The organism is Methylobacterium sp. TK26, assembly GCF_055361565.1.
Map to the genome: position 1 here is coordinate 4,263,662 of NZ_CM143965.1, position 14,985 is coordinate 4,278,646.

Below are 14,985 nucleotides of genomic sequence, written 5' to 3' on the forward strand. Positions count from 1 at the left end.
AGACTGTACTGTCGGTACGAGACGCCTGAATTCGAAAGAAATCCGATGCGCGTCGGCGTCTCGATTATGACGGGTGACAAGCAGCATGTCTGGAACAATGGACTTACCCAGAACATCTATCAATTCGTCACGTTGCTAAGTCAAATTCCGTTCGTCGAAGCGGTCTACTTGATTAATTGCGGAGACCGGCCGACCCATCCGCAAGGGTCGGATGACGAAGCCTTGCGCTTTCCGATTATCACGCAGGCCGAGGCTTCTGATGTGGTCGATGTCGCCATCGAGATGGGGGGCGCTATCGATGTCGAGTGGATCCGGCGCTTCAGGTTCCAGGGCGGGAAGTTCGTCATCCACCAATGCGGCCAGCCCTATGTCGCGTTGATCGAACCAACTGTGTTCAATCGCGAGGGGTTCTTCATAGAGGCCGCGCGGTGCGAGGAAATCTGGCTGCTCGCGAAGGACATGATTTTCGCGCCGATGCTGCGCACCATCCACCGCTGCCCGGTCAACGAGGTCCCCTATCTTTGGTCGCCGCGCTTCCTTGAGCAGACTGTGCAGCGAGGTCCGAACGACGAGCCACTCTACGGCTATCGCCGAGGGGGGCTCAAGACTGGCACCGCCCGCCCGGCGATTTTCGAGCCGAACATCTCACCCATCAAAATGGGGTTGATCCCGCAGATGATCTGCGATGTTGCGGCGAGGCAAGCGCCGGGCGTCATCGACTATGTTACCTATCTGAACGGAGACGGAAAGATCGAGCATCCGACGTATGTCTGTTTTATGCAGAGCATGCGGACCTACCAAGATGGCAAGGTGCAGATCATAGGACGGGATTACTTTTCTCACGTCATGGGCCGGGGCTGCAACATGGTGGTGAGCCATCAGCTGCATTGCCCGCAGAATTACGTCTACCTCGATGCTTTATATGGGCTATATCCTCTCATTCATAATTCCGCGATGTTCAAGGACGTTGGTTATTATTACGACCATTCCGACATTGTCGGTGGTGCGAAGCTCTTCCTTGATGCCGTCGAGGGACATGACGAAAATCTCGAAGACTATGCCAAACGGGCGGGTGCGATGATCGCCAGCCTGTCCCCGACGTCACGCGTGAATATCAACAATTATGCAAGGCGACTGTTGAGCTTGGTGAGCGCAGGCCACAAGCGGAGGTCGGCATGACGAAGTCGCCTGGATTGGCCCTGCGCGGAAAGCGGGCCAGCACATCGCGACTGCGCATCGGTGTGACGCTGTTCCTGCGCGACGAGAAACAGACCATCTGGGAAAACGGAATCTTCCAGAATTGCTTCTTTCTCTTGCAGACGCTGCGGAAATCGCCCCTGGTCGAATGGTGCTGCGTCGTCGTGGCCGGTCCCGGCAACCCTGAGACGTCGGCGGCGTTCCTGACAAGCGCGGAGGCGCCCGCCATCACAATGGCGGATGCGATGGATAACCTTGACGTCGTTATCGAGTTGAGCGCCCAGCTCGATGCCGCGTGGGCCAAGGCATTCGTCGATCGGGGAGGGCGCATCGTCGCGATGCGAGTCGCCAACGATTACATCATCGATGCCGAGCGCATGTCCTTCAAGCTGCCGCCTGGCCTGTTGATGACCCAGGTGCCCTATCATGAAGTCTGGACCCTTCCGGCCTTCGAGCGCACCTGCGCGCAATATTACGCGACCGGATACCGCGCGCCCGTGCGGATCATGCAGCACCTGTGGTCGCCGACCCTGCTGGAGAAGGCGGCCGCCGGACGGGGCGGAACATACGACTTCCGTTACAGGCCGGGGCGTAAACGGTGGCGCCTAGCCGTTCTGGAGCCCAACCTTTGTTCGGTGAAAACCTCGCACATCCCGCTACTCGCCTGCGAAGTGGCATACCGGATGGATCCAGCCCCTTGGGAGACGGTGCGCGTATTTAATAGCAACAAGCTGCGTGAGAACGATACCTTCGTGAAGTTCGCGCGCTCCCTTGATATTGTGTCGCACGGCAAGGCAAGCTTCGAAGGAAGGTACCCCATTGTCGATGTGATGGGGCCTTTTGCGGATGCGGTCGTCTCTCATCATTGGGAGAACGCGCAGAATTACCTGTATTACGAAGCGCTATACGGCGGATTTCCGCTCATACACAATTCCGATCTCGTTGATGACTGCGGCTACCGCTACGCAAACTTCGATCCCGAAGATGCTGGCAAGGCTCTACTTCAGGCCTTTTACCAGCATGATCTCAGCCTCCAGTCATATATAACGGACGGTCGCAAGTTTCTCACGAAGCTGGATCCGACATCGGACGCCAATGTACGGCTATATAGCGACGCCATCGCTGGATTATTCGAGCCGGATGCCCCGGCGGCGGCGCCTCAATCCTGTGGCGTTCCGGCGCCGGTTCTTTGAGTGTTTGGGCGATGGACAGACGCTCCCTCACGATCGGGATCACACTCGGACTTCGCGAGGAGGGCGAAAGCCTTTGGCTAAACGGGATCAAGCAGAATGCTTTGTATCTCGCCAAGCTCTTCCTGAGCTCGAAGCACCGCCACACCGTCAGATTGCTCAACACGACGCCGGTCACGCTCGGCGATCAACTACCCTGGGATCGCCAGCGCTTCCCGACCATGTCCTATGCGGAGGGCTGGCAGGGTCTGGATGTGATCATTGAACTCGGCGGCCAGATCGATTGGAACCAGACGGCCGCTTTGAAGAAACAGGGCACGAAGATCGTCAGCTATTGCTGCGGACCTGAATATATCCAAAACATCGAGGCAATGATCTTCAAGAGAAGATTGTACGAAACAATCTTTGTCAATCGTGAATATGATTGCATCTGGGCGATTCCGCAGGTTTGGGAACTTAACCGAGGTTTCTTCGAGACCCTTCGCCGCTGTCCGGTTCGCGAGGTGCCTTTCGTCTGGGATCCAATGGCGATCCAGGCTGCAACGAAGGACCTGCCAAATAATGGTGAGTATCGGCCCAAGCTTGGAACGAAGCGGGTTTCGATTGTCGAACCCAATATCGATGTAATGAAGTTTTGTCTCTATCCCATTTTCATCGTCGAACAGGCTTTCCGCCGGCGCCCGGATCTTATCAATTTTCTTTACGTCGCCAATTCTGATCGCTTCGTCCACGACAACACCGAGTTTGCGGCGCTGATGCAATATTGCGACCTGATCCATGCCCAGAAGGCGTGTTTCGTCGGCCGCGTGACCACGCCGACGTTCCTGGCGGAATACACCGACGTGGTGGTGTCCCATCAATGGGGCTTGCCGCTCAATTACATCTATCTCGAATGCTGCTGGCAGGGTTATCCGCTGGTCCACAACGCCGACATCGTGAAGGATCTCGGCTATTACTACCGGGGCCACGATCTCGCGGAGGGCGCCGATCGGCTGGTCGAGGTGCTGACCGCGCATGACCGGTCGTGGCAAGATTACCGGAAGGTGCAGCGCTCGCGGATCTCGCGCTACCTCGCGGACGACCCGCATCTCGTCGTCCATTACGACGACCTTCTGTTCGAACTGGTCGCGGGGGTGCGGGCGTAGCTCGGCGGATCAGGGCAGCGCCAGCGTCCCCGCGATGAGGGCGAGGCCCACGGCGAGCCACGCGACGTAATCGCCGATGAGCCCGCTGTGCAGGGCTTCGAGGAGCCGGGCCGGGGCGGATTGGGTCCGCTGGAGCGAGCGCACCACGATGGCCGGCAGGCGGTGGCGGAACAGGGTATAGGCGGCCAGGGTCATCGCGGCGGCGACGGAGACCCAGGCGCCGGTCGCCGCGCCCGTGTGGAGGGGGCCAGTCATCGTCTGGCGGCTGAAGGCGCTCACCGCCCCCGGCGCGATGGCGCGGACCCAATCGGCCGGCACGAGGACGTCGAGGGCGAGGAGCACGCAGGCGGGGGCGAGCATCAGCCAGAGGGGCCGGTCGGCCTTCTCGCGCTCCTCCTCGCTCGGAGCGTGGGCCTCGTCGCCGGGATCTTCGCCAAGGCCGAGGAAGATCCGCCCGGCGGCGCGCAGCACGGCGGCGCCGGTCAGCGCCGCGCCGACGAGGTTCGCGGTGAGGGCGAGGGGATGCGTGTCCTCCAGGGCGCCGTGGAGCAGGCGCGAGCCCTGGTCGAGCAGCCCCAGCGGCAGGCCGGCGAGGAGGAGGGCGGCGATGGCCATCGCCGCGCCGGCGGGGCCGATGCCCTTGCCGAGGCCGCGCAGGTTGATCTCGTCCACACTCGCCCGGGTGGCGAGGAGGATGCCGGCGATCATGAAGAGCGCGCCCTTCACCATCCCGTGGCCGACGACGTAGACGAGCAGGCCGCCGGTCCCGGTGGCCGAGAGGGCGCCGATGCCGGTGAGCATGATGCCGGCATGCGAAATGGTGGAGAAGGCGAGCAGCCGCTTCAGGTGGCGTTGTAGCAGCGCCATCCAGCCGCCGAGCACCGCGCTCGCCGCGCCGAGGCCGATCATCAGGCGCGGCACGGCCCATTGAATCTGGTCCGAGCCGGCGAAGACGAAAGTGGTGAGCTTGGCGAGGCCGAACACGCCGAGGGCGACCATCGCGCCCGAGAAGATCACCGAGACCGGGCTCGGCGCCACCGCGTGCGCGTCCGCGAGCCAGAACTGGAACGGCACGGCGGCGGCCTTGATCATCAGCGCCGCCGCGACGAGGCAGAACCCGCCGGCCACGACCGGATCGGCGCCGGCATGGGCCACGGCGGCGGCGATGCCGGCGAAGTCGAGGGTTTCCGCGCGGGCATAGAGCAGACCGATGCCGCCGAGCATCAGAAAGCCGGCGAGGCTGTTGACGATCGTGAAGTTGAGGGCGCCGGCGAGCGCCGATTCCTCCAGGTGGTAGGCGGTGAGCGCGAAGGCCGCGACGCTCATCACCTCGAACCACACGAACAGATTGAACAGGTCGCGGGTGAAGCAGAACCCGACCATCGCCGCCAGGAAGAGCAGCATCAGGATGTGGAAATGGCCGTGGGTGCGGCCGAAGAAGCCCCAGGCGAAGACGAAGGCCAGCGCGTAGAGCAGGCCGATGAAGGCGGCGATCCAGCCGCTCGCGGCATCCACCGAGAAGCCGATGCCGAGCGCCACGCCCTCGCGGGGCTCCCAGCCGCCGAACCAGTAATCGATGGTGCCGTCGCCCGCATGGGCGGCGAGGATCGCGCAGAGGACGCTCACCGCGAGGGCGGTGAGGATGGCGAGGATGTCCGGCATGCGCTTCGGCAGCAGGTGGGCGGTCGCGAGCAGCGACGCGCAGACCACCATCGGAACCGCGACCGGCAAGGGGACGAGAGACGCGATCACCGGGTGTCGCCCTTGCGGCGCATGGGTTTCAGGTGTTCCGGATCGAGGGTGCCGCTGCGCTTGAAGATCTGCACCGTGAGCACGAGGAGCAGGGCGGTGAGCGTGGCGCCGACGACGATGTCGGTGAGGACGAGGGCCTGCATCACCGGATCGACGGCGGGCGTGCCGGGCGGGTGATCGTAGAAGATCGGCGCGATGCTGCCCCAGCGATAGCCGAGGCCGAGGAGCAGCACGTAGGTCGCCGATTGGCAGACCGAGAGGCAGCCGACGAGGTGGATCAAATTGCGGCTGGAGGCGAGGCCGTAGAGCCCCGCCGCGAACAGCCATGCGGCGACGGCGTAGGGGAGCCAGGTCACGCGGTGTCCTCCCCCGGCTCGTCCGGTCCGTCGGCTTCGCGGGTCTCCTCGAGGAATTCGAGGAAGAGCTGGGTGAAGCCGCCGCAGACGGCGAGCGCGACGCCGAGATTCTCGATCAGCATCAGGCCGCCGGAATAGAGATCGCGGAAGGTGCCGAAGGGCAGCACGTTCTGCATGAAGGCCGCGCCGACCAGCATCGGGGCGAGGCCGCACAGGGCGAAGAGCAGGGCGCCGCCACCTTCCATCGCGTCGAGCCAGTGGCTGCGGACCACGTCGCGCCAGCCGGAATAGCCCTCGCCGAGATAGGCGAGGAGCGTGCCCGACGCGAGGATCACCCCGCCCTGGAAGCCGCCGCCGGGCGTCACCGTCGCGTGGACGACGATGTAGAGGCCGAACAGCATCAGCAGCGGGCCGGCGAGGCGGCAGGTCAGCACCACGGCCTCGGAGCGCGGCAGGATCGCCCGGCCCGGCAGGCGCATGGCGCGGTCGGTCATGTCTTCGCCGCGCCGGCCGCGCAGCAGCACCACGGTGCCGGTGATGGCGGCGAGCAGCATGAACTCCTCGCCCAGGGTGTCGAGGCCGCGCACGTCGAAATTGATGGCGCTGACCATGTTCGCCACGTGCCGCTCCTGCGGCACGATGGCGTTGATGCGCTCGCCATAGGCGGCGATGGTCGCGCCGAATTCGGGCAGCCGGCCGATCACGGCGGCGGTGCCGGGCAGGAGGGCCGCCAGGGCCGCGCCGAGCAGGGTGAGGCGGAGGCGCGGGGTCATGGCTCGCGGCTCTCGTCGGAGCCCTGTTCGACCTTGCCCGCCCGCACCGCCATGAGGGCGACGAGGAACAGCAGCGGCACGGCCGCCGCGCCCACCGCGATCTCCGACAGGGCGACGTCCGGCGCCTGCAGCGCGGTGAACAGGATTGCAAGGACGATGCCGTTGCCGGCGATGGCGAAGATCTGCCGGGCCGGATCGCGGACCAGCACCACGGCGGTGCCGGAGGCGGCGGTGAGGAGGAACAGGAGGGGGAGGAGCAGGCTCATGCCGAGCGGCCCTCCCGCAGCAGCATCGCCCGCCCGGCGGCATGGGTGATGACGGCGCCGAAGCCCACGAGCAGCACGGTCATCAGCAGGATCTTGAGGGAGCGCACGGACACGCCGTCCAAGGCGAAGCCGGCGGCGGTGATGGCGATTCCCGCCACGATGTTGAGGAAGGACACCGCGTGCAGCCGGTCGAGGGCGCGGGGCATCCGCAGGATCGCGAGGGCCGACAGCCATGTCGCGGCCACGGCGCAGGCGAGGAGGATCGCGATGAGCGCCGTCATACCCAGCGCTCCAGGAAGACAGAGAGGAGCAGCGTGCCGGGCAGGGCCAGCAACACGGTGGTGAGGGCGAGGTCGATCACCGAGGCCTGATCCGTGGCGAAGGTCAGGAGCGTCAGCACCAGCAGGCCGATTGTGGTGGCGAGCTGGTAAGCGGCGAGCCGCTGGCCCGGCCTCCCGCGCCACGTCAGCGCCACGCTCAGGACGAGGGGCGGCAGCAGGGCGAGGATCGCCCAGGTCCAGAGGCTCATCGCGCGTCCCCCCCACCGGAGAGCCTGTGCTCCACGATGCCGGCATCGCCGCCCTTCTCGCGCAGCACGAAGCTGTCCGGCGCGAGGGATTTCGCGATCAGCCCGAGCGCCCGCTCGGCCGGGGTGTCGGCCACGGCCCAGGCGCTCTCCGCATCCCGCTCGTAGAGGGTCCGGCCCGGCGGGCGGCCGTAGCGGATGTGGTGGACGAGTTGCCCCGCCACCCGCGCCGTCGCGGCGGGCAGGGCGAGGGTCGCCTTGGCGATGGGGGCGAGGTGGCGCGTCCATCCGGCGAAGCGCATCCCGCCGCGCCGCCCGCCGAAGGCCCACCAGAGGCAGGCGAGGGTCGCGGCGGCGGCGCCGGTCGCCGCCTCGTCGAGGCTGAACGAGCCGGCGAACAACAGGTAGAGGGCGAAGAGCACCACCCAGGCGGCGGCGGCCGTGAGGGCGAACAGGCGGTGGTTCGCGGCGGCGGAATCGGAGGACATGGCCGGGGGCGCCACCGGGTCGGAGAGAAGCGGCTCCCCACAGCAGCGGTCAGCCTGGCGGCACAATGGTGCAGCCGGCTTACGGTTCCGCTCGGGCGAGGGGGCCCCTCAAGAATTCGGCGCCGTGTCCCCCGCGAGATAGGCGGCGATGTTCCGGCGGATGCGCTCCAGCGGTTCTTCGGACGGGTCGGGCAGGGTGAAGCCCTGGCCGGTGATGGTCTCGAAGGCGCGGATATAGACGGCGGCCGTCTCCAGGATCACCTCGGCGGGGATCGCGGGGATCGGGTCCTTGTAGGGGTCGCAGCGGGCGACGACCCAGTTGCGCATGAAGTCCTTGTCGAAGCTCTCCGGGCTCGCGTCGGCGGCGAAGCGCGCCTCGTAGCTCTGCGCGAACCAGTAGCGGCTGCTGTCGGGCGTGTGGATCTCGTCGGCGAGGACGATCCGCCCGTCCCCGTCGAGGCCGAACTCGTACTTGGTGTCGGCGAGGATCAGGCCGCGCGCGGCGGCGATCTCCTGGCCGCGCGCGAACAGGCCGAGGGCCGCCTCGCTGACGACGCGCCATTGCTCGGGCGTGAGGAGGCCGCGCTCGAGGATTTCGGCCTCGGTCAGGGGCTCGTCGTGGCCGCCGTGGTCGGCCTTGGTGGTGGGGGTGATGATCGGCCGGTCGAGCTTCTGGTTCGGGTTCAGGCCGTCCGGCAGGCGGTGGCCGTACATGTCGCGCTCGCCGGCCTTGTAGCGGGTGAGGATCGAGGTCGAGGTCGTGCCGGCGAGGTAGCCGCGCACCACGATCTCGACGGGCAGGATGGCGAGGCGCCGGCCCACCACGACGTTGGGGTCGGGATAGGCGAGGACGTGATTCGGGCAGATGTCGCCCGTGCGCTCGAACCAGAAGCGGGCGGTCTGCGTCAGCACTTGGCCCTTGAAGGGGATCGCGGCCAGCGCGATGTCGAAGGCGCTGATCCGGTCGGAGGTGATCAGGATGCGGCGGCCGTCCGGCAGGTCGTAATTGTCCCGGACCTTGCCCCGATAATGGTTCGGCAGTTCGGGGAGGGTCGCCTCCTCCAGCACGTGCCGGGCATAGGGGGCGAGGGCGGCGTGATCCATCATGCGCTCCGGGCTGGGTGTCGCGCGACAAGCCTTTGCGCGGAACGGCGGGGGAAGGCCAGAGGGGGCAGCGCTCAACCGACATCCCTCCCATTCGCCTTCCTCATCCTGAGGTGCGGCGCAGCCGCCTCGAAGGAGGGCTCCAGCCCGCCGCGCGATCCCTGGAGAGCTCCTGCGAGGCCCGCTCACGCGGGCACCTCAGGATGAGGTCGAGGGTCGGACGCCGTTCGAGGTCACGCATTCGCGGCGGGATCGTCCAGGGTCGCGATGCGGTCGAGGGCCGCGAAGACGGCGTCGTATTGCTCCGGCGGGAAGTCGTGGAAGCCGAGGGCGCGGCCCATGGCGATGCCGAGGATGGCGAAGAACGCCACCGATCCCGCGCCGAACCCACCCTCGGACTCCGCGAGGCGCCCGAGCCGTTCCGTGACGAAGCCGCTGTAGTCGGCCAGCGCCGCCGGGTTCTCGATGGAGGCCACGAGCAGCGACCGGGAGATCCCGTCGTCGTCGCAGAGGTTGCGCCGGAAATGCGCCACCATGGCCCGCGCGAGGCTCCGAGGCTCACCCGTCTCCGTCACCTCGCAGGCGGCGATGCCCGTGCGCAGGGAGTCGAGGTTGCGCGCCACCAGGGCGGCCACCAGCGCGTCCTTCGAGCCGTAATGGTGCAGCACCCCGCCCTTGCTCAGCCCCACTTCGGCGGCCACCGCGTCGATGGTGAGGCCGCGTGCGCCGTTGCGCAGCAGCAGGGCGTCGGCCCCGTCGAGAATGATCTCAGGTCGCTCGGCGAGCCGCTGACGCTTGTGCTGCATGACGGTCCTTAGTTACCGACTGGACGGTATGTAGCAAAGAGATTATAGGGAGCCAAGGTTCCCCCGCCGCCCGGCGATCGTTGCGCTGCCGCCCGCATCATGCATCCACGCTGCAAGATCCGCCTCTCCCTCGCCGTCTTCCTCGCGGCGCCGTTCCTCGCGGCCGCCTCGCCGCCGCCGGACGGGGATGGGCTTCTGTTGGTGCGTGTCGCGGAGGCACGCAAGACCTCCATGGTCGAGGATGTCGTGTTCAGCGGCGACATCCAGCCCCAGGCGCAGGTCAACGTCTCGTTCCGCACGAACGGCAAGGTCGCCAAGCGCCTCGTGGAGGTCGGCGATCACGTCGCGGCGGATCAGGTGATCGCCGAACTGGAGCCGCTGACGCAGCGCGCCAACCTCGACAATTCCCGCGCGGCCCTGTCCTCGGCGGAGGCACAGCTCACGCAGGCGAAGCTCACCTTCGAGCGCCAGAAGCAGCTCCTCGGCGGCGGCTACACCACCCGCTCGACCTACGACAACGCGGAGCAGGATCTGCGCACGGCCCAGGCCGCCGTCGAATCGGGCAAGGCCGCCCTCGGCACCGCGCAGGAGCAATTGAACTACACGGAGTTGCGCGCGGGCGTGGAGGGCATCGTCACCCGGCGGGATTTCGAGGTCGGGCAGGTGGTCCAGTCGGGCCAGACGGTCCTCGTCCTCGCCCAGGACGGGCTGCGCGACGCGGTGTTCAACGTCTACGAGGCGCTGACCGCCCGGCCGCCCGGCAACAAGGTCGTGGAGGTCTCGCTCCAGGCCGATCCGTCGGTGAAGACCAGGGGCACGGTGCGCGAGATCTCGCCCACCGTCGATGCGTCGAGCGGCACGGTGCGGGTGAAGATCGGGCTCGAATCGACCCCGCCGGGCATGAGCCTCGGCGCGGTGGTGGTCGGGCGCGGGACGTTCATGCCGAACGACGTGATCGTGCTGCCGTGGTCGGCCCTCTACCGCTACGAGAACCAGCCGGCGGTCTGGGTCTACGATCCGGTGAAGCGGGCCGTCTCCGTGCGCAAGGTCGTCATCGACCGCTACGGGCCGAACGTCATCACCCTGAAATCCGGCATCGAGCAGGGAGAGCAGGTCGTGGTGGCGGGCATCCAGTTCCTGCGGCCGGGCCAGACGGTCGCCGCCATTCCCCTCGGCGAGACGCCGCTCCAGGGCGCGGCCGTGACGGGCGAACGCCGATGAACCGCTTCCCCGCCGCTATCCTGGCCCTCGGCACCCTCATGCTCGGCGCGTGCAAGCCGACCGAGGAGGCGCACGAGCCGGCGCCGATCCGCCCCGTGCTGACGCAGGTGGCGCGGCCGAGCGACAGCCTCACCTTCGGCCCGTTCCCGGGCACGGTGGAGCCGCGCTACCAGTCGCAACTCGGCTTCCAGATCCCTGGCCGCATGGTCGCCCGCGACGTGACGGTGGGCGATCTGGTGAAGCGGGGCCAGCGCCTCGCCGCCCTCGACCCGGTGGTCTCGCGCTTCGATCTCACCCGCGCCGAGGCGGACCTCGCCGATGCGCGCGGACAGGCGGAGAACGCCACCGCCGCCGAGGCGCGGACCCGGCGCCTGCTGGCCGGCAACGCGGTGAGCCAAGCCTCCCTCGATCAGGCGGTGGCCCGGCGCGACACCACGCAGGCCCGTCTCTCGCAGGCGGAGGCGAGCCTGCAGAAGGCCCGCGACCAGATGGGCTACACCGAATTGAAGGCCGAGTTCGACGGGGTGGTGACGCAGCGCCTCGCGGAGATCGGGCAGGTGCTCAGCGCCGGCCAGGGCGTCGTCACCGTCGCCCGGCCGGAGGCCCGCGACGCGGTGGTCGACATCCCCGAGGGGCTCGTCAGCGCCATGCCGGCGGACGGGGTGTTCACCGTCTCCCTGCAGAGCGCCCCGGAGATGACGGCGCGGGGCCGCGTCCGCGAGACCGCGCCCTTCGCCGAGACGGGTGCCCGCACCCGGCGCATCCGCATGACCCTGGAAGACCCGAACCCCGCCTTCCGCCTGGGCGCGACGATCACCGTCTCCCTCAGCCGCGCCAAGCCCCGCAGCTTCGTGCTGCCGGCGACCGCGCTGCTAGCCGAGGGCGAGCGGCGCTCGCTCTGGGTCGTGGCGGCGGACGGGGCCTCCGTCGCCCGCCGCGACGTGACCCTCGGGCCGGCGCCCGAGAACCCGGACGAGATCGCCGTGACGGACGGGCTGACACCCGGCGAGCGCGTCGTGGTGGCGGGAATCCATTCCATCCGCGACGGGCAGGCCGTGCGCCTCGCCACCGCCGCCGAGTGACCGAGCGGGACCGGATCAGATCGTGAAGGATTTCAATCTCTCCGATTGGGCGCTCCGGCACCGATCGTTCGTCTGGTTCCTGATGGGCGTCTGCCTGCTCGCCGGGGTGATGGCCTATGGCCGCCTCGGGCGCGAGGAGGACCCGCCCTTCACCATCAAGACGATGATCGTGCAGGCGATGTGGCCCGGCGCCACCATCACCGACACCCTCGATCAGGTGACGGACCGGATCGAGAAGGAGCTTCAGCAGCTCAACGGGCTCGATTACGTCCGCAGCTACACCACGCCGGGCCAGACCACGGTGTTCGTGCAGTTCCGCGACACCACCAAGCCGTCGCAGGTGCAGCCGGCCTTCTACCAGACGCGCAAGCGCCTCGGCGACATCGCGAACCAGTTCCCCTCGGGCGTGCAGGGGCCGTTCTTCAACGACGAGTTCGGCGACGTCTACGGCAACGTCTACGCCTTCTCCTCTGACGGGCTGAGCTACCGGCAGCTGCGCGATTACGTCGAGAAGGTCCGCACCGAGATCCTGAAGGTGCCGGATATCGGCAAGACGCAGATCCTCGGCGCGCAGGACGAGGTGATCTCCCTCGACTTCTCCCCGCGCAAGCTCGCGGGCTACGGCATCGACCTCCAGGCGATCACCAAGGCGTTGCAGGCGCAGAACGCGGTCTCGGCCTCCGGCGTGGTGCAGGCCGGGCCCGAGCGGATCTCGCTCCGGGTCAGCGGCTCCTTCGCCAACGAAACCTCCCTGCAGGACGTGAACCTGCGGGTGAACGACCATTTCTACCGCCTCGCCGACATCGCCGAGATCAGCCGGGGCTACGCCGACCCGCCCTCGCCGCTGTTCCGCGTGAACGGCAAGGCGGCGCTCGGCCTCGCCATCGCCATGCGCCCCGGCGCCAACCTGCTGCATTTCGGCGAGGCCCTGAAGGAGAAGATGCACCGCATCGAGGGCGAATTGCCGCTCGGCGTCGAGGTGCATCTGGTGTCCGATCAGCCGCGCATCGTGGAGGAGGCCGTCGGCGGCTTCACCCAGGCGCTGATCGAGGCGGTGGTGATCGTCCTCGGGGTGAGCTTCGTGAGCCTCGGCATCCGCGCCGGCCTCGTCGTGTCGGTCTCGATCCCCCTCGTGCTGGCGATCGTCTTCGTCGTCATGCAGGTGATGGACGTGACGCTCCAGCGCATCTCGCTGGGCGCCCTCATCATCGCGCTCGGCCTCCTCGTCGATGATGCGATGATCACCGTGGAGATGATGGTCGCGCGGCTCGAACTCGGGGAGAACCTGAAGAAGGCCGCGACCTACGCCTACACCTCCACCGCCTTCCCGATGCTCACCGGCACCCTGGTGACGGTGGCGGGCTTCCTGCCCATCGGCTTCAACGGCTCGGGGGCGGGCGAATACACCTACTCGCTGTTCGTGGTGATCGCGGCCTCGCTGCTCGTCTCCTGGGTCGTGGCGGTGCTGTTCGCGCCGCTCATCGGCGTCGCCCTGCTGCCGAAGGCGGTGAAGCACCATGCCGAGAAGCGCGGGCTGTTCACGCGGATCTTCCTGGCGAGCCTGCGCCTCGCCATGCGCTGGCGCTGGACGACGGTGGGCCTGTGCATCGGCCTGATGGCGGTGGCCGTCGTCGGCATGGGCCATGTGCAGCAGCAGTTCTTCCCGTCCTCCGACAGGCCGGAGATCCTCGTGGATCTCACCCTGCCGCAGAACGCCACCATCGCCGAGACCAAGGCCCAGATGGACCGGTTCGAGGCGGGGCTGAAGGACGACCCGGAGATCGTGAGCTGGTCGTCCTATGTCGGGCAGGGCGCGGTGCGCTTCTACCTGCCCCTCGACCAGCAATTGAACAACGCGTTCTTCGGGCAGATGGTCATCGTCACCAAGTCGCTGGAGGTCCGCGACCAGGTGTTGGCGCGGCTGCAGGCGCGCGGCCGGCGGGACTTCGTAGGCACCGACGTCCTCGTCCAGCCCCTGAGCCTCGGCCCCCCGGTCGGGCGGCCGGTGCAGTACCGGCTGAGCGGCCCCGACGTGCAGGAGGTGCGCCGCCGCGCCCTCGACCTCGCCAACGTGGTCGCGCAGGATTCGCGCCTCAACGTGCCGACCTTCGACTGGAACGAGCCCGGCAAGGTGCTCCGCGTGCAGATCCTGCAGGACAAGGCCCGCCAGCTCGGCGTGACCAGCCAGGACATCGCCGGCCTCCTCAACGGGATCGCGGGTGGGCAGAGCATCACGCAGGTGCGCGATTCGATCTACCTCGTGGACGTGATCGGCCGGGCGCGCGCCGCCGAGCGCACCTCCCTCGACACGCTGCAGAGCCTGCAGGTCGGGCTGTCTAACGGCGCGGTCGTGCCGCTGCTGGCCTTCGCCACCATCGGCTACGACCTGGAGCAGCCCATCGTCTGGCGCCGCGACCGGATGCCGACCGTGACGGTGCGGGCGACGATCCGCGACGCGACGCAGCCCGCCACCATCGTCGCCAACCTGAAGCCCGGCATCGACGCCTTCACCGAGGCCCTGCCCGAGAGCTACACCCTGGCGACGGGCGGCGCCGTGGAGGAATCGGCCAAGGGGCAGGGGCCCATCGCGCAGGTCGTGCCGGTGATGCTGCTGACCATGGCGACGCTGCTGATGATCCAGCTGCAGAGCTTCGGGCGGATGTTCCTCGTCTTCACCGTGGCGCCGCTGGGGCTGATCGGCGTGGTGCCCGCGCTGCTTCTGTTCGACAAGCCGATGGGCTTCGTCGCCATCCTCGGCATCCTGGCGCTGGTGGGCATCATCATCCGCAACGCGGTAATCCTCGTCAGCCAGATCGAGGAGTTCCGCGCCGAGGGGAAGACCCCCTGGGACGCCGTTTACGAGGCGACGCACCACCGGATGCGGCCGATCCTGCTCACGGCGGCGGCGGCGAGCCTCGGCCTGATCCCTATCGCCCGCGAGGTGTTCTGGGGGCCGATGGCCTTCGCGATGATCGGCGGCATCCTGGCCGCGACCTTCCTGACGCTGCTGTTCCTGCCGGCGCTCTATGTCGGCGTCTACCGGATCCGCGAGGAGAAGGCCGCGTGAGACGGCGCTACC

At 67.5% G+C, this 14,985-nt stretch carries 15 protein-coding genes; 6 read left to right on the plus strand and 9 right to left on the minus strand.

Features of this window, described 5'->3' with window-relative positions:
• Positions 1–45: 45 nt before the first annotated feature.
• Genes ACXJ1Y_RS20730 through ACXJ1Y_RS20740 form a run of 3 tightly spaced genes read left to right on the plus strand, consistent with a single transcriptional unit; the run spans position 46 to position 3,532 of the window.
• Entirely contained in the window at positions 46–1,179 is a 1,134-nt protein-coding gene (locus tag ACXJ1Y_RS20730; RefSeq protein ID WP_463847972.1) for a DUF2827 family protein, read from the plus strand.
• Entirely contained in the window at positions 1,176–2,390 is a 1,215-nt protein-coding gene (locus ACXJ1Y_RS20735) for a DUF2827 domain-containing protein (RefSeq protein ID WP_463847973.1), read from the plus strand. Before ACXJ1Y_RS20730 ends, ACXJ1Y_RS20735 begins: the two co-directional genes overlap by 4 nt.
• A gap of 11 nt (positions 2,391–2,401) precedes the next feature.
• Positions 2,402–3,532: a DUF2827 family protein gene (locus ACXJ1Y_RS20740; protein WP_463847974.1), complete on the plus strand. Its 1,131-nt coding sequence runs from the start codon at positions 2,402–2,404 to the stop codon at positions 3,530–3,532.
• Between the two features lie 9 nt (positions 3,533–3,541).
• Here ACXJ1Y_RS20740 and ACXJ1Y_RS20745 read toward each other — a convergent pair whose 3' ends face one another.
• The 9 genes from ACXJ1Y_RS20745 to ACXJ1Y_RS20785 form a co-directional block, all read right to left on the minus strand.
• Positions 3,542–5,284 carry a complex I subunit 5 family protein gene (locus ACXJ1Y_RS20745; RefSeq protein WP_463847975.1) on the minus strand — a complete coding sequence of 581 codons (1,743 nt, stop codon included), beginning with the start codon at positions 5,282–5,284 and terminating at the stop codon, positions 3,542–3,544.
• Positions 5,281–5,640: a sodium:proton antiporter gene (locus ACXJ1Y_RS20750; protein WP_243958079.1), complete on the minus strand. Its 360-nt coding sequence runs from the start codon at positions 5,638–5,640 to the stop codon at positions 5,281–5,283. The genes ACXJ1Y_RS20745 and ACXJ1Y_RS20750 overlap by 4 nt, the downstream gene beginning before the upstream one ends.
• The gene (locus ACXJ1Y_RS20755; RefSeq protein WP_463847976.1) at positions 5,637–6,413 is read right to left on the minus strand and encodes an MnhB domain-containing protein; all 777 of its coding nucleotides are present in this window, start codon (positions 6,411–6,413) and stop codon (positions 5,637–5,639) included. Before ACXJ1Y_RS20755 ends, ACXJ1Y_RS20750 begins: the two co-directional genes overlap by 4 nt.
• Entirely contained in the window at positions 6,410–6,679 is a 270-nt protein-coding gene (locus ACXJ1Y_RS20760) for a Na(+)/H(+) antiporter subunit B (protein WP_463847977.1), read from the minus strand. The genes ACXJ1Y_RS20755 and ACXJ1Y_RS20760 overlap by 4 nt, the downstream gene beginning before the upstream one ends.
• Entirely contained in the window at positions 6,676–6,960 is a 285-nt protein-coding gene (locus ACXJ1Y_RS20765) for a monovalent cation/H(+) antiporter subunit G (protein WP_463847978.1), read from the minus strand. Before ACXJ1Y_RS20765 ends, ACXJ1Y_RS20760 begins: the two co-directional genes overlap by 4 nt.
• A complete protein-coding gene (locus ACXJ1Y_RS20770; RefSeq protein WP_463847979.1) occupies positions 6,957–7,208 on the minus strand; it encodes a hypothetical protein in 252 nt (83 codons plus the stop codon). The genes ACXJ1Y_RS20765 and ACXJ1Y_RS20770 overlap by 4 nt, the downstream gene beginning before the upstream one ends.
• On the minus strand, positions 7,205–7,693 hold the full coding sequence (locus ACXJ1Y_RS20775) for a hypothetical protein (protein WP_463847980.1): 489 nt from the start codon (positions 7,691–7,693) through the stop codon (positions 7,205–7,207). Before ACXJ1Y_RS20775 ends, ACXJ1Y_RS20770 begins: the two co-directional genes overlap by 4 nt.
• A gap of 108 nt (positions 7,694–7,801) precedes the next feature.
• Entirely contained in the window at positions 7,802–8,797 is a 996-nt protein-coding gene (locus ACXJ1Y_RS20780; protein WP_463850188.1) for a phosphoribosylaminoimidazolesuccinocarboxamide synthase, read from the minus strand.
• A gap of 233 nt (positions 8,798–9,030) precedes the next feature.
• The gene (locus ACXJ1Y_RS20785) at positions 9,031–9,603 is read right to left on the minus strand and encodes a TetR/AcrR family transcriptional regulator (RefSeq protein ID WP_463847981.1); all 573 of its coding nucleotides are present in this window, start codon (positions 9,601–9,603) and stop codon (positions 9,031–9,033) included.
• Positions 9,604–9,702: 99 nt separating this feature from the next.
• Between ACXJ1Y_RS20785 and ACXJ1Y_RS20790 the strand changes: the two genes are divergently transcribed.
• Genes ACXJ1Y_RS20790 through ACXJ1Y_RS20800 form a run of 3 tightly spaced genes read left to right on the plus strand, consistent with a single transcriptional unit; the run spans position 9,703 to position 14,973 of the window.
• Positions 9,703–10,824 carry an efflux RND transporter periplasmic adaptor subunit gene (locus tag ACXJ1Y_RS20790; RefSeq protein ID WP_463847982.1) on the plus strand — a complete coding sequence of 374 codons (1,122 nt, stop codon included), beginning with the start codon at positions 9,703–9,705 and terminating at the stop codon, positions 10,822–10,824.
• A complete protein-coding gene (locus ACXJ1Y_RS20795) occupies positions 10,821–11,906 on the plus strand; it encodes an efflux RND transporter periplasmic adaptor subunit (RefSeq protein ID WP_463847983.1) in 1,086 nt (361 codons plus the stop codon). The genes ACXJ1Y_RS20790 and ACXJ1Y_RS20795 overlap by 4 nt, the downstream gene beginning before the upstream one ends.
• Positions 11,907–11,928: 22 nt before the next feature.
• Complete coding sequence (locus ACXJ1Y_RS20800; protein ID WP_463847984.1) at positions 11,929–14,973, plus strand: efflux RND transporter permease subunit; 3,045 nt, start codon at positions 11,929–11,931, stop codon at positions 14,971–14,973.
• The last annotated feature ends 12 nt before the right edge of the window (positions 14,974–14,985 follow it).